General features: G+C 54.4%; 25 protein-coding genes. 17 read left to right on the top strand and 8 right to left on the bottom strand.

Going from position 1 to position 22,700, the window contains the following annotated elements:
• The first annotated feature begins 244 nt into the window (after positions 1-244).
• The 6 genes from dnaG to NST29_RS05925 all read left to right on the top strand — a co-directional run bounded on the left by dnaG (position 245) and on the right by NST29_RS05925 (position 6,223).
• A complete protein-coding gene (gene dnaG, locus NST29_RS05900; RefSeq protein WP_033018945.1) occupies positions 245-2,044 on the top strand; it encodes a DNA primase in 1,800 nt (599 codons plus the stop codon).
• Positions 2,045-2,077: 33 nt separating this feature from the next.
• A complete protein-coding gene (gene rpoD, locus NST29_RS05905; RefSeq protein ID WP_033018947.1) occupies positions 2,078-3,205 on the top strand; it encodes an RNA polymerase sigma factor RpoD in 1,128 nt (375 codons plus the stop codon).
• A 76-nt stretch (positions 3,206-3,281) separates the two neighbouring features.
• The gene (locus tag NST29_RS05910; RefSeq protein ID WP_033018948.1) at positions 3,282-3,797 is read left to right on the top strand and encodes a hypothetical protein; all 516 of its coding nucleotides are present in this window, start codon (positions 3,282-3,284) and stop codon (positions 3,795-3,797) included.
• A gap of 109 nt (positions 3,798-3,906) precedes the next feature.
• The gene (gene cccA / locus NST29_RS05915) at positions 3,907-4,269 is read left to right on the top strand and encodes a cytochrome c550 (RefSeq protein WP_033018950.1); all 363 of its coding nucleotides are present in this window, start codon (positions 3,907-3,909) and stop codon (positions 4,267-4,269) included.
• Positions 4,270-4,400: 131 nt separating this feature from the next.
• Positions 4,401-5,105, top strand: a complete 705-nt coding sequence (locus NST29_RS05920) for a tRNA (adenine(22)-N(1))-methyltransferase TrmK (protein ID WP_033018951.1) — start codon at positions 4,401-4,403, stop codon at positions 5,103-5,105.
• Positions 5,102-6,223: a Nif3-like dinuclear metal center hexameric protein gene (locus NST29_RS05925; protein ID WP_033018952.1), complete on the top strand. Its 1,122-nt coding sequence runs from the start codon at positions 5,102-5,104 to the stop codon at positions 6,221-6,223. Before NST29_RS05920 ends, NST29_RS05925 begins: the two co-directional genes overlap by 4 nt.
• Positions 6,224-6,294: 71 nt before the next feature.
• Here the strand turns inward: NST29_RS05925 and NST29_RS05930 are convergent, their stop codons facing one another.
• Both NST29_RS05930 and vrrA read right to left on the bottom strand, forming a co-directional pair.
• The gene (locus NST29_RS05930; RefSeq protein WP_033018953.1) at positions 6,295-7,245 is read right to left on the bottom strand and encodes a 4-hydroxy-3-methylbut-2-enyl diphosphate reductase; all 951 of its coding nucleotides are present in this window, start codon (positions 7,243-7,245) and stop codon (positions 6,295-6,297) included.
• A 520-nt stretch (positions 7,246-7,765) separates the two neighbouring features.
• A complete protein-coding gene (vrrA, locus tag NST29_RS05935; RefSeq protein ID WP_033019009.1) occupies positions 7,766-8,296 on the bottom strand; it encodes a VrrA/YqfQ family protein in 531 nt (176 codons plus the stop codon).
• A 187-nt stretch (positions 8,297-8,483) separates the two neighbouring features.
• Here vrrA and NST29_RS05940 point away from each other — a divergent pair, with 187 nt between their 5' ends.
• Both NST29_RS05940 and NST29_RS05945 read left to right on the top strand, forming a co-directional pair.
• Positions 8,484-9,794, top strand: coding sequence for a DEAD/DEAH box helicase (locus NST29_RS05940; RefSeq protein WP_339232822.1), 1,311 nt, complete (start codon positions 8,484-8,486; stop codon positions 9,792-9,794).
• Between the two features lie 32 nt (positions 9,795-9,826).
• Positions 9,827-10,726 carry a deoxyribonuclease IV gene (locus NST29_RS05945; protein ID WP_033018955.1) on the top strand — a complete coding sequence of 300 codons (900 nt, stop codon included), beginning with the start codon at positions 9,827-9,829 and terminating at the stop codon, positions 10,724-10,726.
• A 21-nt stretch (positions 10,727-10,747) separates the two neighbouring features.
• Here NST29_RS05945 and NST29_RS05950 read toward each other — a convergent pair whose 3' ends face one another.
• Positions 10,748-11,008, bottom strand: coding sequence for a DUF2624 domain-containing protein (locus NST29_RS05950; protein ID WP_033018956.1), 261 nt, complete (start codon positions 11,006-11,008; stop codon positions 10,748-10,750).
• A gap of 324 nt (positions 11,009-11,332) precedes the next feature.
• Between NST29_RS05950 and NST29_RS05955 the strand changes: the two genes are divergently transcribed.
• From NST29_RS05955 to NST29_RS05970, 4 genes are all read left to right on the top strand, one after another.
• A complete protein-coding gene (locus tag NST29_RS05955) occupies positions 11,333-12,214 on the top strand; it encodes a YitT family protein (RefSeq protein WP_033019010.1) in 882 nt (293 codons plus the stop codon).
• Between the two features lie 81 nt (positions 12,215-12,295).
• Positions 12,296-13,051: a metal ABC transporter ATP-binding protein gene (locus NST29_RS05960; protein WP_033018957.1), complete on the top strand. Its 756-nt coding sequence runs from the start codon at positions 12,296-12,298 to the stop codon at positions 13,049-13,051.
• A gap of 131 nt (positions 13,052-13,182) precedes the next feature.
• Positions 13,183-14,013, top strand: coding sequence for a metal ABC transporter permease (locus tag NST29_RS05965; RefSeq protein WP_033018958.1), 831 nt, complete (start codon positions 13,183-13,185; stop codon positions 14,011-14,013).
• Positions 14,013-14,432 carry a Fur family transcriptional regulator gene (locus tag NST29_RS05970; RefSeq protein ID WP_033018959.1) on the top strand — a complete coding sequence of 140 codons (420 nt, stop codon included), beginning with the start codon at positions 14,013-14,015 and terminating at the stop codon, positions 14,430-14,432. The genes NST29_RS05965 and NST29_RS05970 overlap by 1 nt, the downstream gene beginning before the upstream one ends.
• 109 nt (positions 14,433-14,541) lie before the next feature.
• Here the strand turns inward: NST29_RS05970 and NST29_RS05975 are convergent, their stop codons facing one another.
• The gene (locus NST29_RS05975) at positions 14,542-15,114 is read right to left on the bottom strand and encodes a nucleotidase (protein WP_033018960.1); all 573 of its coding nucleotides are present in this window, start codon (positions 15,112-15,114) and stop codon (positions 14,542-14,544) included.
• A 97-nt stretch (positions 15,115-15,211) separates the two neighbouring features.
• Here NST29_RS05975 and NST29_RS05980 point away from each other — a divergent pair, with 97 nt between their 5' ends.
• Positions 15,212-15,559, top strand: coding sequence for a hypothetical protein (locus tag NST29_RS05980; protein WP_033018961.1), 348 nt, complete (start codon positions 15,212-15,214; stop codon positions 15,557-15,559).
• A 534-nt stretch (positions 15,560-16,093) separates the two neighbouring features.
• Here the strand turns inward: NST29_RS05980 and ispG are convergent.
• Together ispG and NST29_RS05990 are read right to left on the bottom strand one after the other, a co-directional pair.
• Positions 16,094-17,224 (bottom strand): flavodoxin-dependent (E)-4-hydroxy-3-methylbut-2-enyl-diphosphate synthase, encoded by a 1,131-nt coding sequence (gene ispG / locus NST29_RS05985; protein WP_033018962.1) that lies wholly within the window; start codon positions 17,222-17,224, stop codon positions 16,094-16,096.
• An 81-nt stretch (positions 17,225-17,305) separates the two neighbouring features.
• Entirely contained in the window at positions 17,306-17,620 is a 315-nt protein-coding gene (locus NST29_RS05990) for a hypothetical protein (protein ID WP_033018963.1), read from the bottom strand.
• 201 nt (positions 17,621-17,821) lie between these two features.
• Between NST29_RS05990 and NST29_RS05995 the strand changes: the two genes are divergently transcribed.
• The 3 genes from NST29_RS05995 to pstA are packed head-to-tail and all read left to right on the top strand — an operon-like array spanning position 17,822 to position 20,597.
• Positions 17,822-18,721, top strand: a complete 900-nt coding sequence (locus NST29_RS05995; protein ID WP_033018964.1) for a phosphate ABC transporter substrate-binding protein PstS family protein — start codon at positions 17,822-17,824, stop codon at positions 18,719-18,721.
• Between the two features lie 54 nt (positions 18,722-18,775).
• On the top strand, positions 18,776-19,672 hold the full coding sequence (gene pstC, locus NST29_RS06000; protein ID WP_033018965.1) for a phosphate ABC transporter permease subunit PstC: 897 nt from the start codon (positions 18,776-18,778) through the stop codon (positions 19,670-19,672).
• A gap of 1 nt (position 19,673) precedes the next feature.
• The gene (gene pstA, locus NST29_RS06005; RefSeq protein WP_033018966.1) at positions 19,674-20,597 is read left to right on the top strand and encodes a phosphate ABC transporter permease PstA; all 924 of its coding nucleotides are present in this window, start codon (positions 19,674-19,676) and stop codon (positions 20,595-20,597) included.
• 38 nt (positions 20,598-20,635) lie between these two features.
• Here pstA and NST29_RS06010 read toward each other — a convergent pair whose 3' ends face one another.
• Complete coding sequence (locus NST29_RS06010; RefSeq protein ID WP_033019012.1) at positions 20,636-21,409, bottom strand: DUF1189 domain-containing protein; 774 nt, start codon at positions 21,407-21,409, stop codon at positions 20,636-20,638.
• A gap of 92 nt (positions 21,410-21,501) precedes the next feature.
• Entirely contained in the window at positions 21,502-21,966 is a 465-nt protein-coding gene (locus NST29_RS06015) for a methyl-accepting chemotaxis protein (protein ID WP_033844185.1), read from the bottom strand.
• Positions 21,967-22,015: 49 nt separating this feature from the next.
• On the opposite strand from NST29_RS06015, the gene sodA reads away from it, so the two are divergent.
• Complete coding sequence (gene sodA, locus NST29_RS06020) at positions 22,016-22,630, top strand: superoxide dismutase SodA (protein ID WP_033018968.1); 615 nt, start codon at positions 22,016-22,018, stop codon at positions 22,628-22,630.
• Positions 22,631-22,700: the final 70 nt, after the last annotated feature.

A 22,700-nucleotide genomic window follows, 5' to 3' on the forward strand; every position in this document is an offset into this window, starting at 1 on the left:
TCAGTTAGAGAAACCTTGCAGAATCAGTTTTCTTTTCGGTGAAAATGCCGAACTGACGCAGGATTTTCATCCCCGGGTGGAGGGCAGATCACGCTATCCATGGACTTTTTCTGAATGAAAATGCTGCTGATCGGTGTGTGACATCGGTTTTTCACCGGCCTTCCAGAGATGTTGAAAAAATTTGTCGAAACAAAAAGGGAAATCGGCTTGCCGCCGAGAATAAATACGATGCGAGGTTGTTCGTATGGGACATCGCATTCCCGAAGAGACGATTGAGGCCATTCGCCGAGGTGTTGATATCGTGGATGTCATCGGCGAGTACGTGCAGTTAAAAAAGCAAGGTCGCAACTATTTTGGCTTATGCCCGTTTCACGGGGAGAAGACGCCGTCGTTTTCCGTTTCCCCGGAAAAACAAATTTTCCACTGCTTCGGTTGCGGGGCAGGCGGAAACGTCTTTACGTTTTTAATGGACATCGAGGGCCTTTCGTTTGTGGAAGCGGCGAAACGGCTTGCCGTCAAGGCTGGTGTTGATTTGTCCTCCTATGATGAGAACGTTGGCGAAGGGGCGGACGGCCCGGCTAGCGAAGCGAAGGCGATGATGGAAGCACACGCGCTGTTGAAGCGCTTTTACCATCATTTGCTTGTCCATACAAAAGAAGGACAAGCCGCGCTCGACGCTTTACAAGCGCGCGGATGGACGATGGACACGATCGAGCGGTTTGAGATCGGCTATGCGCCCGATGTGCCTGACGCAGCCGCCAAGCTGCTCGAAAGCCGCGCTTTTTCGCTCGTATTGATGGAAAAGGCGGGCCTGTTGCTGAAACGAGAAGACGGGCGGTATGTCGACCGTTTCCGGAATCGGGTGATGTTTCCGATTCATGACCATCGGGGCGCAACGGTCGGGTTTTCCGGCCGCTCGCTTGGAGAAGGGCAGCCAAAGTACATCAATAGCCCGGAAACGCCGATTTTCCGCAAAGGGACGCTTTTCTATTTCTTTCACGAGGCGCGTGTGCCGATTCGAAAGCGCCAAGAAGCGCTGCTTGTGGAAGGGTTTGCCGATGTCATTTCCGCCGTGCAGGCGGGCGTTGATTACGTGGTGGCGGCGATGGGAACGTCGCTCACCGAGGAGCAGGCTCGCCTGTTGCGCCGCCATGCGGAGACGGTCACGATTTGCTATGACGGCGACCGCGCTGGAATGGACGCGGCTTGGCGGGCCGCCGAACAGCTGAGCGCGCTCGGCTGCCAAATCAAGGTGGCCTCGCTTCCGGATGGGCTTGATCCGGATGAATATATACGCGTTTACGGCGCGGACCGCTTCGTTGGCGAAATCGCCGCCGCAAGGCCGCTGATGGCGTTTAAACTGGAGCGGCTGCGGCACGGCAAAAACTTGCAGGAAGAAGGCGATCGGCTCCGTTATATCGAGGAGGCGCTCCGGGAAATCAGCAAGCTGTCAAGCCCGGTCGAAAAAGATTATTACGTGCGCCAGCTCGCGGAGGAGTTTTCGTTGTCGCTGTCTGCGCTTTACGAGCAGCTCTCCCACCATAAGCGCGAGCAGCCTAAGCCGCCGGAAGCCGACGCTGGCCGGACGGAGGCGCGGCCGGCGCTGGCGAAAAAACTGCTGCCCGCCTTTCAAAACGCCGAGCGTCTGCTGCTTGCCCATATGATGCGGAGCCGCGACGTGGCGCTCATCGTGCAAGAGCAGGTCGGCGGACGGTTTAATCTCGAGGAGCATCAAGCGCTGGCCGCTTACATTTACGCCTTTTACGAGGAAGGGCACGAGGCCGACCCAAGCGCCATTTTGTCCCGGCTGCCGGGCGAATTGCGGCCGCTCGCAAGCGAACTGTCGCTTTTGCCGGTGGCCGATGAGGTTTCGGAGCGCGAGCTTGCCGATTGCATTCGGCATGTGTTGAATCGCCCGAAATGGTTAATGCTAAAGGAAAAAGAGCAAGAACAAACGGAAGCGGAGCGAAGAAAAGATTTTTTGACAGCCGCCCGCATCGCCAAAGAAATGATTGAAATGAAAAAAATGTTATCTTCTTCATAACATGTGGTATGAGTTTTTAAAGGAGGTAATGAAATGGCTGAAAAACCAGCCCAATCCAAACAGGCTGAAGCTGCCGGCGAATCGCTCGAGCAAGTCAAAGAGCAGCTCGCTGAGCTGGGGAAAAAGCGGGGCATTCTCACCTACGAGGAGATTGCTGAGCGGCTGTCCGGATTCGATTTGGACTCCGACCAGATGGACGAATATTATGAATACCTTGCTGACCAAGGCATTGAAGTCATCAGCGAATCTGGGTTGGAGGCGGACCCGGATCTTGACGAGCTGGAGAAAGAGGAGGAGTTTGATTTAAACGATTTGTCCGTTCCCCCTGGCGTCAAAATCAACGACCCGGTGCGCATGTATTTAAAAGAAATCGGCCGCGTTCCCCTTTTGTCAGCCGAAGAGGAAATCGAGCTGGCCAAGCGGATCGAGCAAGGCGATGAGGAAGCGAAGCGCCGGTTGACAGAAGCCAACCTCCGCCTTGTCGTCAGCATCGCCAAACGGTATGTCGGCCGCGGTATGCTCTTTCTCGATCTGATCCAAGAAGGGAACATGGGCTTAATCAAGGCGGTCGAAAAGTTTGACTACCGAAAAGGCTATAAATTCAGCACGTACGCGACTTGGTGGATCCGGCAAGCCATCACGAGGGCGATCGCCGATCAGGCGCGAACGATCCGCATCCCCGTTCATATGGTGGAAACGATCAATAAATTGATTCGCGTCCAACGGCAGCTGCTGCAAGATCTCGGCCGCGAACCAACGCCGGAAGAAATCGCCGAAGAAATGGATTTGACGCCGGAGAAAGTGCGGGAAATTTTAAAAATCGCCCAAGAGCCCGTGTCGCTGGAAACGCCGATCGGTGAAGAGGACGACTCGCATCTTGGCGACTTCATCGAAGACCAAGACGCCACCTCGCCCTCGGAACACGCCGCTTACGAGCTGTTAAAAGAGCAGCTGGAAGATGTGCTCGACACGTTGACCGACCGCGAGGAAAACGTGCTCCGTCTCCGCTTTGGTCTTGACGACGGAAGGACGCGAACGCTCGAAGAAGTCGGCAAAGTGTTCGGTGTGACGCGCGAGCGTATCCGGCAAATCGAAGCGAAAGCGTTGCGCAAGCTGCGTCATCCAAGCCGCAGCAAACGGTTGAAAGACTTTTTGGAATGACCGGTTTTTTCGATAGTTTACTTCTTCATGAAGTAAACTATTTTTTTCTCTCATGTTTAAGAAAGGTGAGCGACCGATGAATCGGCAACGACGGGAAATCATTATCCGAGAAATTGAATATTGGAAACGCTCGCGGCTTTTGCCGGAACAGTATTGCGATTACTTGCTGGCGCTCTACACCGAAGGCGGCGTTCGCCCGCGCGGTCGCCAATGGCGCAGCTCGCTCGCCGTCGCTCTTTGTCTTCTCCTTCCAGCTGCTGCTCTTGTCATTTATTTTACTGAATTGTCATTCGTTTTGCAAACGCTCCTTTTTGCCCTTTTTTTGGCGATCTGTCTTTTTCTCGGTTGGCGATGGCGGCGCGAGCGTCTGCTGTTCCATGTTCCGCTCATCGCCGGCGCTTGGCTGCTGCTCGTTGCGTCCGTTGCCGGGAGCGAACGGTATTTTCCCGGGCAAGGGGGAATGCTGGCGGCTGTTGTGCTTGGAAACTGCGCGCTCTGGCTGGGGGTCGGGCGGTTGTTTCGCATCCCTTATCTGTCGGTTGCCGCCGCGCTTGGCGCGCTGCTTGTCGTCGTGATCGCTTGGTGGCGCTGAATGTGGGCCGTTTTCCTTTTCAAAACTTAGGGCTTTTCCTTGTCCCGCATTTACAGTAAAATAAAATTGTTTGCAGCGCTTTTCATCATACATATAGGGAGGGAAAAAGATGAACCGCAATCCGCTCATCCCGTTTTTCATCATCATGGCGTTCGGGATTGTGCTGACGTTCGTCTTGTCGTTTAAAGGGCTAGGCGATGCAAAGGAGATGGCGAAAGAGAAAAAAGGCGGCGAAAAAACAGAGCAAACGGCTGAATTCAATCCGGAGCAGTTTTTCAAACAAACGTGCGCCGGCTGTCACGGGCAAAACTATGAAGGTGGTGTAGGGCCGTCCTTAAAAGGAGTCGGCGGCCGGTTGTCGACCGATCAGATTAAAGCGGTTTTGCAAAATGGACGCGGCCAGATGCCGCCAGGACTTGTGCCACCTGAACATATCGATGCCATGGCCAAATGGCTGTCCGGCCTGAAATAATGGCGATTGCATCCCTTTGCTTTTGGCAAAGGGATCTTTGCTTTGTACAATAAAAGCACAAGGAATGGAAGGGAGGGAAACGCAGCCCGCCATCGCGGAAAGATGGTGGAGAGCCGGTTGCATCGAAAGCCATGAATGAATATCGTCTATCCAAACGGCTGGAAACGGTCGCTTCCTTCATTCCAAGGGGGGCGGTGCTTGCCGATATTGGTTCGGATCATGCCTATTTGCCTTGCTACGCTTGTTTGCACGGCTATGCGACCAAGGCCGTTGCCGGCGAGGTGGCGGATGGGCCGCTGCGCTCAGCCCGGCAGCAGGTGGAAACGTGCGGCCTTTCTGACCGGATTTCGGTGCGCAAGGGCGACGGTCTTTCGGTCATTGCTCCCCGCGAAGTCGATTGCATTACGATCGCCGGCATGGGCGGAGCGTTGATCGCTCGCATTTTGTCCGACGGAAAAGAAAAGCTTTCCGGCGTGAAGCGGCTTATTTTGCAGCCGAACGTCGGCGCTGAACGAGTTCGCCGCTGGCTGCTCGAACATGATTGGGAGTTGATCGCCGAGCGCATTTTGGAAGAGGACGGGCACATTTATGAAGTGTTGGTCGCTGAACGCGGCGAGGCCGAGCGGCCATACCGCCATTTGGAAGCCGAACTGCTGCTCGGGCCATTTTTGCTTCGGGAAAACAATGACGTGTTTCGGGAAAAATGGCAACAGGAGCTTCGCCATTGGAAGCAAATCGCCGCTGATTTGGCGGCCAACGGGCAAAGCGAAGCAGCGGCAAGGAAACGGCGCGAACTGGAGCGAAAAATTCGTTTGGTCGAGGAGGTGCTGCCATGAGTCGTGTTCCGTACGGCTACGAAATCGTTCAGCTCATCGAGCAGCTGGCCCCGAAACAGCTGGCGATGAAGGACGATCCGATCGGCTTGCAAATCGGCACGCTCAACAAGCCGGTCAAAAAAGTGATGGTTGCCTTGGATGTGCTCGAAGAAGTCGTGGCTGAAGCCGCGAACGAGCAGGTCGATTTAATCATTGCCCATCATCCGCCGCTTTATCGCCCGCTCAAGCGGCTGCTGACCGATGACGGGCATGGGCGGATGATCGCCGCCTGTCTCAACCATGATATTGCCGTGTACGCTGCCCATACGAATTTGGACGTGGCCGCTGGCGGCGTGAACGATTGGCTCGCCGAGGCGCTCGGTCTCCACCATCCGACCGTGTTGGTGCCGACCTATATCGAGCCGCTCAAAAAACTCGTCGTGTACGTGCCGGTGACGCACGCTGAAGCGGTGCGCAAGGCGATAGGCGATGCCGGCGCCGGCCATATCGGCCGTTACAGCCATTGCACATTCAACAGCCGCGGCATCGGGACGTTTTTGCCGGAGGAAGGGGCTCAGCCGTTTATTGGGGCGCAAGGGCGGCTTGAGGAAGTCGAAGAAGTGCGCATCGAAACGATTGTGCCGGCTGCGTTGGAACGGGAAGTGGTACAGGCGATGCTGGCCGTTCACCCGTACGAGGAAGTCGCGTACGATCTTTACCCGCTTGACAATGAAGGCCGTCGCTTTGGGCTTGGCCGCATCGGCCGCCTGCCGCAGCCGATGACGCTGCGCGCATTGGCTGAGCGGGTAAAGACGGTGTTTTCGGTTCCGGCGGTGCGCGTTGTCGGCCGGCTTGACGATGTCGTGCAAACGGTCGCAGTGCTCGGCGGGGATGGGAATAAGTTTGTTGCCGCCGCCGCATCGGCCGGGGCGGACGTATACGTGACAGGGGACGTATATTACCACACCGCCCATGACGCCCAAGCGCTCGGCCTTCGCCTCATTGATCCCGGACATCATATCGAAAACATCATGAAAGAAGGTGTAGCTCGATACTTGACCGCCGAGCTCGCCAAACGTCAATGGGACGTGGAAGTGTTCGCTTCTCGCGTTCACACCGATCCGTTTCAGTTCGTATGAACGGCCGATAAAAAGGCTGTCTTGGACGCGCGGTTTTCTCGCTTGTCCAAGGCAGCCTTTTCAAACAGCGGTTACTGTTCTTTTTTTGTTTTCACTTTCGGCAAGATTTTTTGCAGCGGCACTTTCCGTTCCCGTTTCCATGTCGATGGGTCGTTCGGGTCAAACTGCTCCAAAAAGTCGATCACTTCTTTCGTAATCGGCGTCGGAGTGGAAGCGCCGGCGGTGACGGCGACTTTTTTCGCCGTTTTAATCCAGTCGATGTCGATCTCGGTCACATCGGCGACGCGATACGCTTTCGTGCCGGCGATTTCTTCCGACACTTGGGCAAGGCGGTTCGAGTTGTTGCTGCGCGGATCGCCGACAACGATCGTCACATCGGCTTCTTTGGCCTGTTCGGCGACCGCTTCTTGCCGGAGTTGGGTCGCGAGACAAATTTCTTTATGCATTTCCACATGAGGATATTTCTCTTTCACTTTCGCCATGATGTCGGCGACGTCCCATTGGCTCATCGTCGTTTGGTTCGTCACCATCAGGCGTTCGTTGGCAAGCGACAGCCGTTCGACATCTTCGACCGTTTCAACGAGATGGATGCGTTTCGGGTTGATGCCGACCGCCCCCTCCGGCTCCGGATGCCCTTTTTTGCCGATATAGATGATATCGTAGCCGTCGGCGAGCTTTTGTTCGATAAGCTGATGGGTTTTCGTCACATCCGGGCAGGTGGCGTCAATCGTGACGAGCCCTTTTTCCAGCGCTCGTTTTTTTACTTCCGGCGACACGCCATGGGCTGTGAAAATGACCGTGCCGTGGTCGATTTTTTCTAAAATTTCCAATCGATTTTCCCCATCTAGCGTGATGATCCCTTCTTCGGCAAACGCGTCTGTGACGTGTTTATTGTGAACGATCATGCCAAGAATATAAATCGGACGCGGCAATGACGCATCCAGCGCCGCGTTGCGGGCGATGACCATGGCGTCGACGACTCCGTAACAATACCCGCGCGGGGTAATTTTAATCACTTCCATTGCATTCCCTCCCTGCCGCCGGTCATGCGGCGGTTGTTCATCTTCATTATATCGGAGGGCGGGAAGGAAGACAAAGAATAACCGCCCCATGGTGCCGACCTTGGGGCGGATCGAGGTTAGATATTCGATTTTGGCATCAAGGTCGGAAGCGGCCTGCTTCTTTGATTTGCCACTTTTCTAGGAGGGCGGTGATTTAGTACAAAATACTGCAATTCCATCTATTTATCAGTTAGAAAAGCCTAGCGAAATCAGCCTTCTTTTTTGGCGATATGTCGCTGATTTGCTCGTGGCAGCCGTTTTTCATCGGCCCTCTAGGAGGACGGCGATTTCGTGTCAACTTCTGCTGATTCCATTCGTTTCTCAATTAGAGAAGCCTAGCGGAATCAACTTTCTTTTCTGAATGAACATGCCGTCGATCGGGGTGTGGCAGCGGTTTTTCACCCCCCTTCTAGGTTCGCTATCCAATGTTGGCGCCGAGGGGGTTCCCCGTTTGCGATGGTTCAGCTGAAAATGGATCAGTTTAGATATACAATTTTGGTGTCGAGGGCCGCGGCGCGGTTGATGGCGGCCGTTTTTGCGGCTCATCGTCCGCCGCCTTGGGGACGGGGCGCTTTTTTTGTTTCGCTGCCGCCGGTTTTGGCGCGCTGTCTTTTGTCGCGCTCTCCGTCTTGGCCTCGCTTTCGTCTTCAGCGGCCGGCTTCAGCTCCCGAAAAATGCGGATCATGGCCGGAAGATTGCGGATGAGCGGACCGTATTGCTGGACCATCGGCATCACGTTTTGGGCGATGCCGAGCATTTTTTGCACGTTGTTCAACATGCCGATCAATCCGCCGCCCGTGTTGGTCGCTGCCGCTGTAGGGGCGGTGCCTGGCAGCGTTGGCAGCCCCCACAAAGACGAAGAAACAGTCGGCGTCTGTGCGCGCGAAAAGAGGCGGGTCAATAGGTTGCCGGGGCCGTTCGGGCGAAGCGGCGCCGCTGGCATCCGGGTGAAAGGGAACGGCGGCCCGCCGGCAAACGGGGACGGCATTACCGGGGGGCGTCCGTATCTCATGGCTGTCATGTCGGTCTCCTCCTTTCAATCTCAATCGTGCGGATGAACAAATGTCCTCGTTCTAACCTATGCGCGCGGGAAAGGAAAGGTTTTTCGTTGACTACCCCTTGAGTTGCGGCCGGCGGCAGACATTCGCTATAATGGTGAAGCGAACAAAGGGCGTACGCAAAGAAGGGAGTGATGTGAAATGGCCGAGACACTATTTTCCCGTTTCCCGTTTCAGCCGTTTCTGATCGAAGCGATCAACGCGCTTCGCTTTTATCAGCCGACGGAAATTCAAGAGCGCGTGATTCCCAAGGTATTGCGCGGCGAAAGCATGGTCGGACAGTCGCAAACCGGAACGGGGAAAACGCACGCCTATTTATTGCCGATCATAGAGAAGATCGACCCGAAGCGCGCCGAGGTGCAAGCGGTGATCACCGCACCGACCCGCGAGCTGGCGACGCAAATTTACCACGAAACGCTGAAAATAACAAAGTTTTGTCCAAAAGATCGCATGATTGTCGTCCGCTGTCTCATCGGGGGGACGGATAAACAAAAAGCGCTCGAAAAGCTTCATGTGCCTCCGCATATCGTCATCGGTACGCCGGGCCGCATCAACGATTTTATTCGCGAACAGGCGCTTGATGTGCACACCGCTCGCATCCTTGTGGTCGACGAGGCGGATTTGATGCTCGATCTCGGGTTTCTCGTCGACGTCGATCAAATTGCCGCGCGGATGCCGAAAGAGCTGCAAATGCTCGTCTTTTCGGCGACGATCCCGGAAAAGCTGCGACCGTTTTTGAAAAAATATATGGAAAATCCAACCTTTGTCCATGTCGCTCCGAAGCAGGTTGCCAACGAGCAGATCGAACACGTGCTCATTCCGCTGCGCGGACGGGACAAGGTAACGCTTCTTTATGACGTATTGGTCAGCTCCAATCCGTATTTGGCCATCGTGTTTGCCAATACGCGAAAGATGGCGGATGACATCGCCGACCGTCTCGCGGAACAAGGGCTGAAAGTAGGCGTCCTCCATGGGGATTTGACGCCGCGCGAACGGAAAAAGATGATGAGCCAAATCCGTGACTTAGCGTTTCAGTACGTCGTCGCCACCGACCTAGCAGCGCGCGGCATTGATATCGAAGGCGTCAGCCACGTCATCAATTATGAGCTGCCGGAGGACTTGTCGTTTTATATCCATCGAGCTGGGCGGACGGCGCGCGCCGGTTATAGCGGGGTGGCGATGACGATTTATGAGCCGTCCGATCAAGACGCCATCGCCCGGTTGGAAAAAATGGGTATCGCCTTTGTCCATCGCGATCTCGTGCGCGGGGAGTGGAAGGAGCTGCCCCCATGGAATCGGCGGAGCAAGCGGGCGGACGAAAAGCGCGATGAGCTGGCGCTGCTTGTTGACAAGATGAAAAAAGCGAAGCGAGTCAAGCCCGGCTATAAGAAAAAGCTGCGCGCCGAGCTAGAGAAGAAAAGGAAGCGGTTGGGGCGCTTCAAACAGTCATAGCCGGCGCGGACAGAAAAGGGAGAGAATGACAAATGGTAAAAATCGGATCACACGTGTCCATGAGCGGAAAAAAAATGTTGCTTGCCGCCAGTGAGGAGGCGGCATCGTATGGCGCGAACACGTTTATGATTTACACCGGAGCGCCGCAAAACACAAGGCGCAAAGCGATTGAAGAGCTCAATATCGAAGCCGGGCGCGCGCACATGAAAGCGCACGGCATTGAGGACATTGTCGTCCATGCTCCGTATATTATCAACATTGGCAATACGGTCAATGCCGATACGTTTGCGCTCGGTGTTGAGTTTTTGCGCGCCGAGATCGAGCGGACGGAAGCCATCGGCGCAAAACAGCTCGTCCTCCATCCGGGCGCCCACGTCGGCGCTGGCGTGGAAGCCGGGCTTCGGCAAATCATCCGCGGGCTGAACGAAGTGTTGACGCGCGAGCAGACGGTGGAGATCGCCCTTGAAACGATGGCCGGCAAAGGGTCGGAATGCGGGCGCACGTTTGAGGAGCTCGCTTATATTATTGACGGCGTCACGCACAATGACAAACTGTCTGTCTGCTTTGACACGTGCCATACGCATGACGCCGGCTACGACATCGTCAACGATTTCGACGGCGTTCTGGCTGAGTTTGATCGGATCATCGGACTGGAGCGGCTCAAAGTGCTGCACATCAATGACAGCAAAAACCCGCGCGGAAGCCAAAAAGACCGCCACGAAAACATCGGTTTTGGCTACATCGGGTTTGCCGCGCTCAACTACATCGTCCATCATCCGCAGCTTTCCTCGATTCCGAAAATTTTAGAGACGCCTTACGTCGGCGAAGATAAAACCAACAAAAAGCCACCGTACAAGCATGAAATCGCCATGCTGCGCACACAGGCATTCGATGCCCAGCTTCTTGAAAAAATCATGGCTGAAGGGCAATAAAAAAGGGCGTTTCGCCCTTTTTTACTTTTTTTTCATAAATTGCAAAAATAGTTCGTTCGCTTTCCTAGCGATCTCGGGTGACGTAATTTTGGCCAACTCGCGCACCCACTTTTTCCGTTCTTGCGGGTCAAAGACGTTAATGTCATTCGTGCGGGCGAGATCGAGAATGGTTTGCGCTTGTTTGATCGTAATCGCCAAACCGTAACGATGGCTGTAGGCAACGAGCTCCTCAGGAGTGATCGTTTTCAGCTTTTGCCTGACAAGTTGGTGATACACATTCATCGCAGCCGCCTCCTTGCTTCTGCTCCCATCATATGACGTGAATGGAAAAGACGTGTATGGTATAATAAAAAAGGTTCTTCTTCAGCGCCGGTGCCTTGAAGGCTGGTGAAAAACCGCTGCTTCGCTTCATCAATGGGAGAGCGAGTGAAAAACAGGACCGATGCAGCAAGATGTTTCGAATTGAGAAATGACATGGTAAAGCCGCATCGACGAGTCCATCACCAGCCTCCTAGCAAACGGGAAGGGAAGCCCGACGTCCTCAAGCGTTTGACGATGCGCACAGCCCGGGTCATTTACACAGAACAGAAAGGATGGGAGAGAAGTTTGGGAGTCAAACAACATAAAAAAGAACCGTTCGGCCACGTGATGTATCGGGTGCTGATGATCGCTATCGGCGCCTCTTTGGCGGCGTTTGCCATTGAGCGGCTGCTCGTTCCGAACAAAATGATTGATGGCGGCATTATCGGTGTCTCGCTGATTTTGGATTATGTCATTCCGGACGAATGGCGGCTGCTGAATTTCGCCACGCTTGTCATCCTCTTGAACGCCCCGTTTATGTATTTCGGCTACAAGCAAATCGGCAAAACGTTCATGTTATCGACCATTTTGGGCGTCTTTGTTCTCGGCGCCACGGAACGGCTGTTTCATCATTTTTCCCCGCTGACGACCGAGCCGATTTTGGCGACCGTGTTCGGCGGTTTGGCGCTCGGGCTTGGCGTCGGGCTCGTCATCCGCCACGGAGGATCACTCGATGGAACGGAAATTTTGGGCATCCTCTTGACGAAAAAGATCCCGTTTTCTGTCGGCGAATTCGTCATGTTTGTCAATGTGTTTATTTTCGGGTGGGCGGCGTTTGTGCTCGGGATTGAATCGGCGATGTATTCGGTGATGACGTATTACATCGCTTCGAAAACGATCGATGCGGTGATCGAAGGGCTTGATGAAACAAGGGCGGCTTTTATTGTCACCGACTATTATGAAGAAATTTCCGACGCCATTTTGCATCGCTTGGGTCGCGGGACGACGAAGCTGATCGGCAAAGGTGGCTATACGGACGAGCAAAAAGAGATTATTTACGCGGTCGTGACTCGGCTCGAGGTAAGCAAGCTAAAGGCGATTGTCAATGAAATCGATCCCAACGCCTTCATCACCATTATGGCGACGCATGAAGTGCGCGGCGCTCGTTTCAAATCGGCGATTCATTGAGTTTACAAACGCGGCGCGATCGTCTATACTGGCCCATAGGGGAAAATCGTAATGATTCTGAATTGCTGAGGGAGACCAGTTATGGAACAACGGCCTGTTGTGCAAGTAGAAGATGTATCGTTTCGCTATGAAAAAGAAGACGTGCTAGAGCACATCGATTTGTCCGTGCAAAAAGGAGCGTTTTTGGGGCTCGTAGGGCCGAACGGTTCGGGGAAATCAACGCTGTTGAAATGTGTGCTCGGTTTGTTAAAGCCGACCAGCGGACGCATTTTCTTGTTCGGCGAGCCGGTCGAGTCGTTTCGGGCGTGGCAGCGGATCGGGTTTGTATCGCAAAAAGCGAACAGCTTTAACCGCGGGTTTCCGGCAACGGTGGAAGAGGTCGTGACGAGCGGATTGGCGGCGAAGCGCGGCTTGTTCCGGGCGTTGCGGCGCGAGGACTACCGGGCGGCCGAAGCGGCGCTTGCAGCGGTTGGCCTAGCGGGCTTGGCGAAGCGCAATATCGGTGAGCTGTCTGGCGGCCAGCAGCAGCGAGTCTTTATTGCCCGGGCGCTGGCGAGCGAACCGGAGTTGCTCATTTTGGATGAGCCGACCGTCGGGGTCGATGCGCGCCATGTGCAAGAGTTTTATGAGCTGCTTGGCGATTTGAACCGCCGCGGCTTAACGCTCATATTAGTGACGCATGACATCGGAACGATCACTGACCGCGTGACCCATATCGCCTGCTTGAACAAGCGCCTTTATTTTCATGGAAATACGGAAGAGTTTGCGCAGCTCGGCGATGAGGCGATTTCCCGGTTTTACGGCCATTCGCTTCGCGTTCTTTGCCACGGGCATTAACGAGAGCGGCGAAACACGGAACAGCGGTCCAGAGCCGTTCGCCCCTTTTGAATAGCAACGCTTCAAAAAACGGAATCGTTTGTTTCCACGCGGGCCCTTGGCAGGAAATGATGACGATGGAGGAATGACGGGTGTGGGAAGCCATTTGGCACTATGAGTTTTTACGCAATGCGTTTTTTGCCGGCGTTTTGCTCGGGTTTGCCGCGCCGCTGCTTGGCGTGTTTATTGTCGTGCGGCGGTTATCACTAATTGCGGATGCGTTGAGCCATGTGACGCTCGCCGGCATCGCCGCGGGGCTGTTGCTTGGAAAAACGGCAACGGCTGCGGCCGGTTGGAATCCTCTTTACATCGGAATGAGCTTTTCGGTGCTCGGCTCGTTGTTTATTGAGAAACTGCGAACCGTCTACCGTCATTATGAAGAGCTCGCCATTCCGATCATTTTATCGGCGGGCATCGGCCTTGGCGTCATATTGATTTCCATCGCCAACGGGTTTACCACCGATTTGTTTTCATATTTATTTGGCAGCGTTAGCGCTGTCAGTCGAACGGACGTGTGGACCGTGCTGGCGGTGGCGCTCGCCGTGGCGTTGGTGATTGCGGTGTTTTATAAGGAGCTGTTTCTTCTTTCGTTTGATGAAGAGTATGCCCGCGTTTCCGGCGTGCGCGTCAAGCTCATCCACTTTTTGTTTATTTTGTTGGTGGCGCTTGTCATCGCGGCGTCCATGCGCATTGTCGGCGTCCTTCTCATTTCTTCGCTGATGACGCTGCCGGTCGCGGCGAGCATCCGCGTGGCGAAAAGTTTCCGCCAAGCCATCGCTTTTTCCGTGCTGTTTGGCGAGCTGGCGGTCATCGCTGGGCTTTGGGCGGCGTATGAGCTCGACTGGGCGCCAGGCGGGACGATTGTCATGACGGCGGTCGTTCTGTTGCTTCTCGTTTTGGGCTGGAAAAGGAGGCGGCGTTGATGAACGTCAACGAAGCGCTGCAATTCATGAAAGAAAAAGGGTTCAAATATACGGAAAAACGGCGACAAATGCTCGAGCTGCTTGCCGAAAGCGACAAATATGTAACGGCGAAAGACGTGCTTGAAGCGCTTCGCCCACTTTATCCGGGCTTGAGCATGGATACGGTCTACCGCAATTTGGCGCTCTTTGCTTGGCTTGGCCTTTTGGAAATGACGGAGCTGTCCGGGGAAAAGCATTTCCGCTTTGCCTGCGACGCTCATCGCCATCATCACCACTTCATTTGCACTCGCTGCGGCAAGACGAAGGAAATTGACGCCTGCCCGATGGATCGGCTGGCTATCGAACTCGATGGGTATGAAATCGCTGATCATAAATTCGAAATTTACGGAACGTGCCCGCAGTGTCAACAACGGGGCTGACCCAAAAGGTTGTCTGCCTTCAAAATAGGCACAAAGTATGGCAGAAGCAGTCAGCACGTAGATAGCAACGAAAGAGGGTATCCCGATCCTTTTGGGACACCCTCTTGTTTTATGGGGAAGGAGAAAGGCGCCGCTCGATTTCGCGCTTCGCTTGGAGCCAGTTGCGGACGCGGATGACGTTTTCCGGAAGCGGTCCTTGGTTGTAAGGGGTGTCAAACAAAATGACCGGGATGCCGCATTGTTCGGCGATGGCGCAAGCGTTGTCGTAGTTGTCTTCGAAAAAGGCGGCGAGCTGGTAACGGCGGACGGCGTCAAGTTTATCGTGCGAGCCGAGCAGTTCAATATGATGGTAATGAACGCCATGCCGCTGGAACCAGCGCTCGGTAAGCTTGTGCAAATGACGGCCGCGCGCGCTGATGTAGTACAGTTCATACCGGTCTTTCCAGCTGTCGATCACTTCGAGGGCGTAGCGAGCGAGCGGAGCCCGCTCATAAATGTCTGCCTCGTTTTCTTCAAGCCAACGGTCCATTTCCTCGTCCGTCACCCCATACAGCGGAGCTAAATGATATTGAGTAATATCGGTGAAGGCCAGCGGCTTGCCAAACGCCTCATTTAAATAAGGAATGAAGGTAGTTGGGCATGTCACAGTGCCGTCGATGTCAAGACCGAGCCGTTGTTTCATCGCTATATCCCCCTTTTAGAAAATATTCACAACGATAAAATGGCGCCGCTTTCCCATACTAAGAATGCTCCTTACTTTAGGAAAGCGAGGGAAGCATATGGCAGATGATCGCGAGCGCACGTATAATGGAAACTACGTGCAATCGATTGGAAAAGAAGAACCTGAACGCCCGTTCATGGAAGAAACCGCTGCTGAAATGGCCGAGCCGATTCGCCGCCGCGATGAGCGGGACGAAGAGCGCGCCGATGGCACCGGGCTTGGATGGCTCGCCTTGGCGTTGTCCATCATCGCTTTGTTTATTTGGCCCATTTTGTTGGGAGCGGCCGGCATCATTGTCGGTTTTATCGCGCGCCGGCGCGGAGCGGAAACGCTCGGAGCGTGGGCGATCGGGATCGGCGTCATCGCGATTCTCGTCCGCCTGTTTATTATGCCGTTTTACTCGTAAAAAAAGCAAGGGTGTCCCCGTCCAAGGGACGCCCTTTTTCGCGTTGGTCTATCGGCCGCGCTTCGGCTACTCTAGGAGGCCGGTGATTTCGTGTAAAATGTTGCTGATTCCACCCATTTCTCAATTAGAGAAACTTTGCAGAATCAGCTTTCTTTTTTGAATGAAAATGCCGTTGATTGGTATGCGACAGCGGTTTTTCACCGGCCTTCTAGGCGGGTGGTGCTGAAAGGGATGGGTTGCTTCACCGCCTTGTTTCTCAAATGGAGAACCTTTGTGGCACGGGCTTCTCGTTTCACGTCATCCGCCGTGGGCTAGGGGCGGTTGCTGTTTTTCACCAGCCTTCTAGGAGGCTGGTGATTTGATCGTGGACACGGCTTTAACCGTGTCATTTCTCAATTCGACACGCCTTGTTGCCACTCATAAGGGGACCGACCTTCTGGGAGTCCGATGATTACTCAGCGATACCGCTTTGCCATCTAGAAAAACCTTGTCGCATCGCTCCTGTTTTTCAATCATAAGGGAAGCGAACGTCGTTCACCGGCCTTCTAGACCGCCGCCTTTCAGCGCAGCTGCTTTTTCCTTTTGTTTTGCAAAATATTCCTCGGCCAGTTTGTCGACTTCTTTTTTCAGCTCTTCGACCATCTGCTCTTCCGGCACTTTGCGGACGATTTTGCCGTGGCGGAACAGCAGCCCTTCGCCGCGGGCGCCAGCGATGCCGATGTCGGCTTCGCGCGCTTCGCCCGGCCCGTTGACGGCGCAGCCGAGCACGGCGACTTTGATCGGCGCCTTGATTTTGGCGATATAATCCTCGATTTCATTGGCGATGCTGATCAAGTCGATCTCGATCCGCCCGCACGTCGGGCAGGAAATGAGCGTCGCGGCATTGGAAGCGAGCCCGAACGTTTTTAAAATTTCGCGCGCCACTTTCACCTCTTCAACCGGGTCGGCGCTTAAGGAAACGCGGATCGTATTGCCGATGCCTTTGCTTAAAATGGCCCCGAGCCCGACCGCGCTTTTAATCGTGCCGGAAAAGAGCGTCCCGGCTTCGGTAATGCCGACGTGAAGTGGATAATCAAACGTGCGCGCCGCTTTTTCATACGCTTCAATGGCGAGACGGACATCGGACGCTTTTAACGAAACGATAATATCGTGAAAATCGAGCTCCTCCAAAATGCGGATATGGTACAAGGCGCTCTCGACCATGCCGTCGGCGGTCGGATAGCCGTATTTCTCTAAAATGCGTTTCTCAAGCGACCCGGCGTTGACACCGATGCGGATCGGCACGCCGCGCTCTTTGGCGGCTTTGACGACCGCTTCCACCTTCTCGCGCCGCCCGATGTTGCCCGGGTTGATGCGAATTTTGTCAACGCCTCCCTCGATCGCCTTTAACGCCAATTTATAGTCAAAGTGGATGTCGGCGACAAGCGGAATGTTGATGCGCTTTTTGATTTCAGGGATCGCCGCGGCCGCCCGCTCATCGGGACAGGCGACGCGGACGACTTGGCAGCCGGCTTCCTCGAGCCGATGGATTTGCGCCACCGTCGCGTCGACATCGTGCGTTTTCGTTGTCGTCATGCTTTGGATGATGACTTCGTTGCTGCCGCCGATCGTCAGCGGACCGACGCGGACCGGCCGCGTTTTTGAACGATGGATGATTTCACCCACGGGAATCGCTCCTTTAACATTCAAGTCGCTTTCTGCCTTATTGTATCAGTGTCGTCGCCCGTTTGACAAGCGATCTGCCGTTCAGCGGTAGATCGGCACTTTATACGTTTTCCCGATCTGTAGCGTTTGGGCGCGCTCGCCGGGATTCAGCCGCTCAAAGTCGCGGATCAGCTGTTCGAGCGGCACGGGAATCGGGCCGTTTCGTTCTTGTTCGACGATGGACAATAGTGTGTCACCGGGGCGAACGGTGACCGTTCGGTACGGAATTTTGACCGGCTTCGGTTGGACGGTTGCCGCCGTTGTTTGAGCCGGGACTGGGAAGGTTCCGATGGAAAGATCCCGGTAAACGATATAACTGGCCAACGACAGGATAAGAACGAGGATGAGTTTTTTCATGGCGCTTCCTCCGCTTGGGCGTATCCGTTGTTATCATTTGTATGCTTGTCCAAAGAAAATATGCTTTTTTGGTGCATCGGTCTGCTGCTGGCACGGGCTCCTTTACACAAACTTAACGATCGCTTTATAAGAGACTAACAATGCCACGCTACAATCAACTTGTACGCGGGACGTACGAAAACAAAACGGGGGGATTTCTGAATGTGGAGTAAACGAGTGAAATTCGGATTGGCTGCCTTGCTGATGACCGGCGCGCTGGCCGGCTGCGGGCAAACGGACAACAACAACAGCAGCAGCGCCGGCAGCAATGAAGGGGGCGCCAAAAAAGAGGAAACGTACTCCGGTACGATCAGCTTAGCGGGATCCACCGCGCTTCAGCCGCTGGCCGAAGAAGCGGCGAACGCGTTTATGGAAAAATATCCGGACGTGTCGATCACCGTTCAAGGCGGCGGCAGCGGCACGGGCGTGAACCAAGTGGCAGCCGGTGCTGTACAAATCGGCAACTCGGATGTGCCGGCGGCGGAAAAACTCGACGACAAATCGAAAGCGTCAGAACTCATTGACCATAAAGTGGCGGGCATCGCCTTTGCCATTGTGGTCAACGACGATGTGAAAATCGATAATTTAACAACGGAACAAATTCAAGGGATTTTCAGTGGCAAGATCAAAAACTGGAAAGAAGTCGGCGGATCGGATGAAGCTATTCACGTGATCAACCGCCCGGCATCATCGGGAACGCGGGCGACGTTTGAGAAAACGGTCATGAAAGACGTAAAAATCAACGATGCGATCGGCACGGTGCAAGATTCTAACGGAGCGGTCGAGCAGGCGATCAGTTCAACGCCGGGCGCTGTCAGCTATGTAGCGATGTCGTATTTAATCGGGGAAAAGAAAAACTTGAAGACGGTCAAGATTAACGGCGCAGAACCGACAGTGGAGAACATTCGCACGGAAAAATATCCGTTTTGGTCGTATGAATACATGATTACCAAAGGGGAAGCGAAGGATGAAGTGCGAGCGTTTATCGATTTTGTCAAGAGTGAGGAATTTGCGTCGACTGTAAAACAGATGGGCTATATTCCGATGACGGAATTGGAGTAAAGAAAGGCGAGGCCGGCTCCTTGGGCCGGCCTTTGCCCATGGAGGGGAGACACTATGCAGCCAACGTATGCAAAACGGCGACATCGCCGGCTTGAAGAATGGATGGGACGAACGTTCGCCGGCATCTGCGGCTGGCTGATCGTTTTGATTACGGTGACGATGATCGTCTTTTTAGCGGCAAAAGGGATTCAGTCCTTTACAGACAGCGGTTTGTCACTTTCTGATATGTTGCTTTCGGCGCACTGGGACCCGAACGGCACGCCGCCAAAATATGGAGCGCTCATTTTTATCGTCGGCTCGATGCTCGTTTCGCTTGGCGCTTTGTTGGTCAGTGCGCCGCTCGCGTTGGCGTTGGCGATTTTTATGAATTTCATCGCGCCGAAATGGCTCGTCTCGCTGCTCAAACCGGTGCTGGAGCTGCTTGTCGGCATTCCGTCGGTGGTGTACGGTTGGCTGGGGGTGACGCTGCTCGTTCCGCTCGTGCGCGAGTGGTTCGGAGGCTCCGGCTTTAGCCTGCTGGCCGGCATCATCGTGCTAGGCATGATGATTTTGCCAACCATTACTAGCATTGCCGCCGACGCCTTGGCCAATGTTCCGAAAGCCTATATGGAGGCGTCGTACGGGCTTGGCTCCACGCGCTGGCAGGCGATTTCCCGCGTCATCGTCCCGGCGGCGAAAACTGGGATTGCCACCGGCGTCGTTCTCGGCTTGGCGCGGGCGTTTGGTGAGGCGCTGGCTGTGCAGATGGTGATCGGCAATACGATGAGGCTGCCTTCAGGGCTTGACAGCCCGACAGCGACGTTAACGAGCATATTGACGATGGATATGGCCAATACGATCAACGGGACACCATGGAACAACGCGCTATGGACATTGGCGTTCCTGTTGCTCTTGATTTCGTTTTTCTTCATTGCTGTGATCCGGTTGGTCGGCCAAAGAAAGGAGCGATAAGATGACAGCGCGCATGATTGATAAAGTATGGACGGGCATTTTCTATGCGGTAGCTGCCGCCGTCATCGGCCTGCTCGTTTTCTTTTTCGCGGTCGTGTTGTCAAAAGGAGCGGGGTTTTGGCAGCCTGAGTTTCTGTTCGGGCGGCCGAGCAATACGCAAGCAGGCGGCGGCATCGGCCCCCAGTTGATCAATTCGTTTTATTTGCTGGGAGTGGCGTTGTTTTTGTCGGTTCCACTGTCGTTAGGAGCGGGAGTGTACTTGGCGGAATACGCCAAACAGGGGCGGATCGTCGGGATGATTCGCCTTTGTTTGGAGGCGATGGCCTCGCTGCCGTCGATTGTTGTCGGGCTGTTCGGACTGTTGGCGTTTGTCACCTTGACGGGCTGGGGCTATACGCTGCTTGGCGGGGCGCTGGCTGTCACGATCATCAATTTGCCTGGATTGACGCGCATTTGCGAAACAGCGATTTTGGATGTGCCGGCCAGCATTCGCGAGGGCAGTCTAGCCCTTGGTGCAACGCGCTGGCAGACGTTGGTTAAGGCCGTGCTTCCCGCTGCCATTCCGCAAATGGTCACCGGCGTGATTTTGGCGGCGGGGCGCATTTTCGGCGAAGCGGCGGTGTTCATCTATACCGCCGGGTTGACGACGCCGATGTTGCGGTGGGATGCCGATTGGAGCAGTTCGGCCCACCCGCTGAACGTGTTTCGGCCGGCCGAGACGCTGACCGTGCATATTTGGAAATTGAATTCGGAAGGCATTGTCCCGGACGCGAAGCTAATCGCGGCCAAATCGGCGGCGGTGTTGATGGTAGCGGTTCTGTTGTTCAATTTGGCCGCCCGGCTCACCTCTTCTTTGCTTGCCCGCCATTTTTCAGGAAGTCGGCGCGCGCGCCGTGGACCCATGAAAAGAAACAAAGCGGCGTAAACATAAAAAGCTGTCCTGCATTTGACAGGCAGCTTTTTTTATCTCTCTCGTTTCGTTGATGGCACTTCTTTGACGGCCAAAAAGAGGACGATAAAGGAAACGAGCCAATGGATTAGCGCTCCGTAGGGGACGGCCGTTTGCAGCGATTCCATGATGGTAAAAAAGACGGTTGACAGCGTAATGGCATAGGCCGACATCACCCAAGTGTGACGGTAGCGGAGCGTTTTGGCAAGCATGCCGGAAAACAGCAAGCCGAACAAGGCGAGCAGGCACACGCTGATGAATTTCCCCGCGCAGGCGAGCACATAAACAATGAGCGCCAAAAGCGGGACGAGAACCGGGAGTAGCGATTGCAAATCGCTAATAAACGCGCGCACGTCTTGATCGGTGATTCGAACATCCGGAAACGCCGCGTAGCTGTAATGCTGAGCCTGATGGCCGACAACGAGCACCGCCTCATGTCGCAACAGCGCGACGGCGTTAGGGAATCGTTCTACCTCATCAGGGATCACGCTGCCAGTGCTGTCAAAGATGATGACAAAGCCGTCTTGGTCAAGCTGAATCGGCTGAGCGGCCGGTGAGGACAGCTCTCCGTTTTCAATCGTGAAAGAGGGAAGGCTTTGATGAAGCAGAGCGCTTGCTGTCCGCACCCCCTCCGTTAACGATAAGACCCCGTAGAAAAGCGTCGGCAGCACCGAGAAAAAAGTGAGCAAAAACAGATAACCGATCGTTTTGCCGATGCCTTGGAAACGGAAACGAGCGATATCTTTTGGCGAATATAAGCTTTTCCATAGCTGGGCAAATACATTCATCATCGACACACCTCTCTTTTCCTCCCTTTCCATTGTAGCGAGGAAAGGGGAGGAATTCAACTTTGGAACGAAACAAGCGGGATATTCCCGCTTTAGTCGGAAGGGAGATAAAACGTGTCAAGCAAGGTGCGCCAATGTGACACGCGATCATTCAGCGCGTCGGCTTCGGAGCGAATGGCTGCCATGGCATGGTGCTGACCGTCCGTAAAATTCGAAATTTGCTCCATGGATGAAGCGATTTGCTGGGCTACGGTAGCAATCTCGGTAATATGTTCCCGCATGTCGCTCATTTGCCGTTCGATGGCGGCGAATGTTTCAGAAATTTGCCGCGTATGCGCCGATGAATGGGAGACCATCGTCGTGATTTCTTGAAAGGCTTGTCGGCTTTCCGTGAACGTTTTTTTCGTTTCATCGAGTTGTTGGGCGCTTTCTTTCATGGATTGCACCGCGGCCTCGATTTGGCTTTGCACATCTTGGACAATCGCCTGAATTTGCGCCAACACGAGGACGAGCAAATCGATTGAAACAATGTGCCAACTTTGGTAAGCTAGTCTCAAACGGACGTCGTCTTGTCCGTCTACATAAACCGTAAAAGGAGGAGATTGTATGCCATTTGAACTGCCAGCATTGCCGTATCCGTACGATGCGCTTGAGCCGCACATTGACAAAGAAACGATGAACATTCACCACACGAAGCACCATAACACGTACGTCACCAACTTGAATGCGGCGTTGGAAGGGCATGCCGATTTGCAAAACAAATCGCTCGAAGAACTGCTCAGCAATTTGGAAGCCCTTCCGGAAAGCATCCGCACCGCGGTGCGCAACAACGGCGGCGGCCATGCGAACCACTCGCTCTTCTGGACGATTTTGTCGCCAAACGGCGGCGGCGAGCCGACGGGTGAGCTGGCTGAAGCCATCAACAAAAAATTCGGCAGCTTTGCCGCGTTTAAAGACGAGTTTTCGAAAGCAGCGGCCGGCCGTTTTGGCTCGGGCTGGGCGTGGCTTGTCGTGAACAACGGCGAGCTGGAAATTACGAGCACGCCGAACCAAGACTCGCCGATCATGGAAGGCAAAACGCCGATTCTCGGCTTGGACGTTTGGGAGCATGCGTACTACTTGAAATACCAAAACCGCCGTCCGGAATACATCGCCGCTTTCTGGAACGTCGTCAACTGGGACGAAGTGGCGAAACGGTACAGCGAAGCAAAAGCGAAGTAATCAACGAAGCGGGGCGAAACAAAACGCCCCGCTTTTTCATGGTTGGCACGACCCTCGGCGGTCGCCGGTT

The sequence above is a fragment of the Geobacillus sp. FSL W8-0026 genome (genome assembly GCF_037966255.1).
Taxonomy (GTDB): domain Bacteria; phylum Bacillota; class Bacilli; order Bacillales; family Anoxybacillaceae; genus Geobacillus; species Geobacillus icigianus.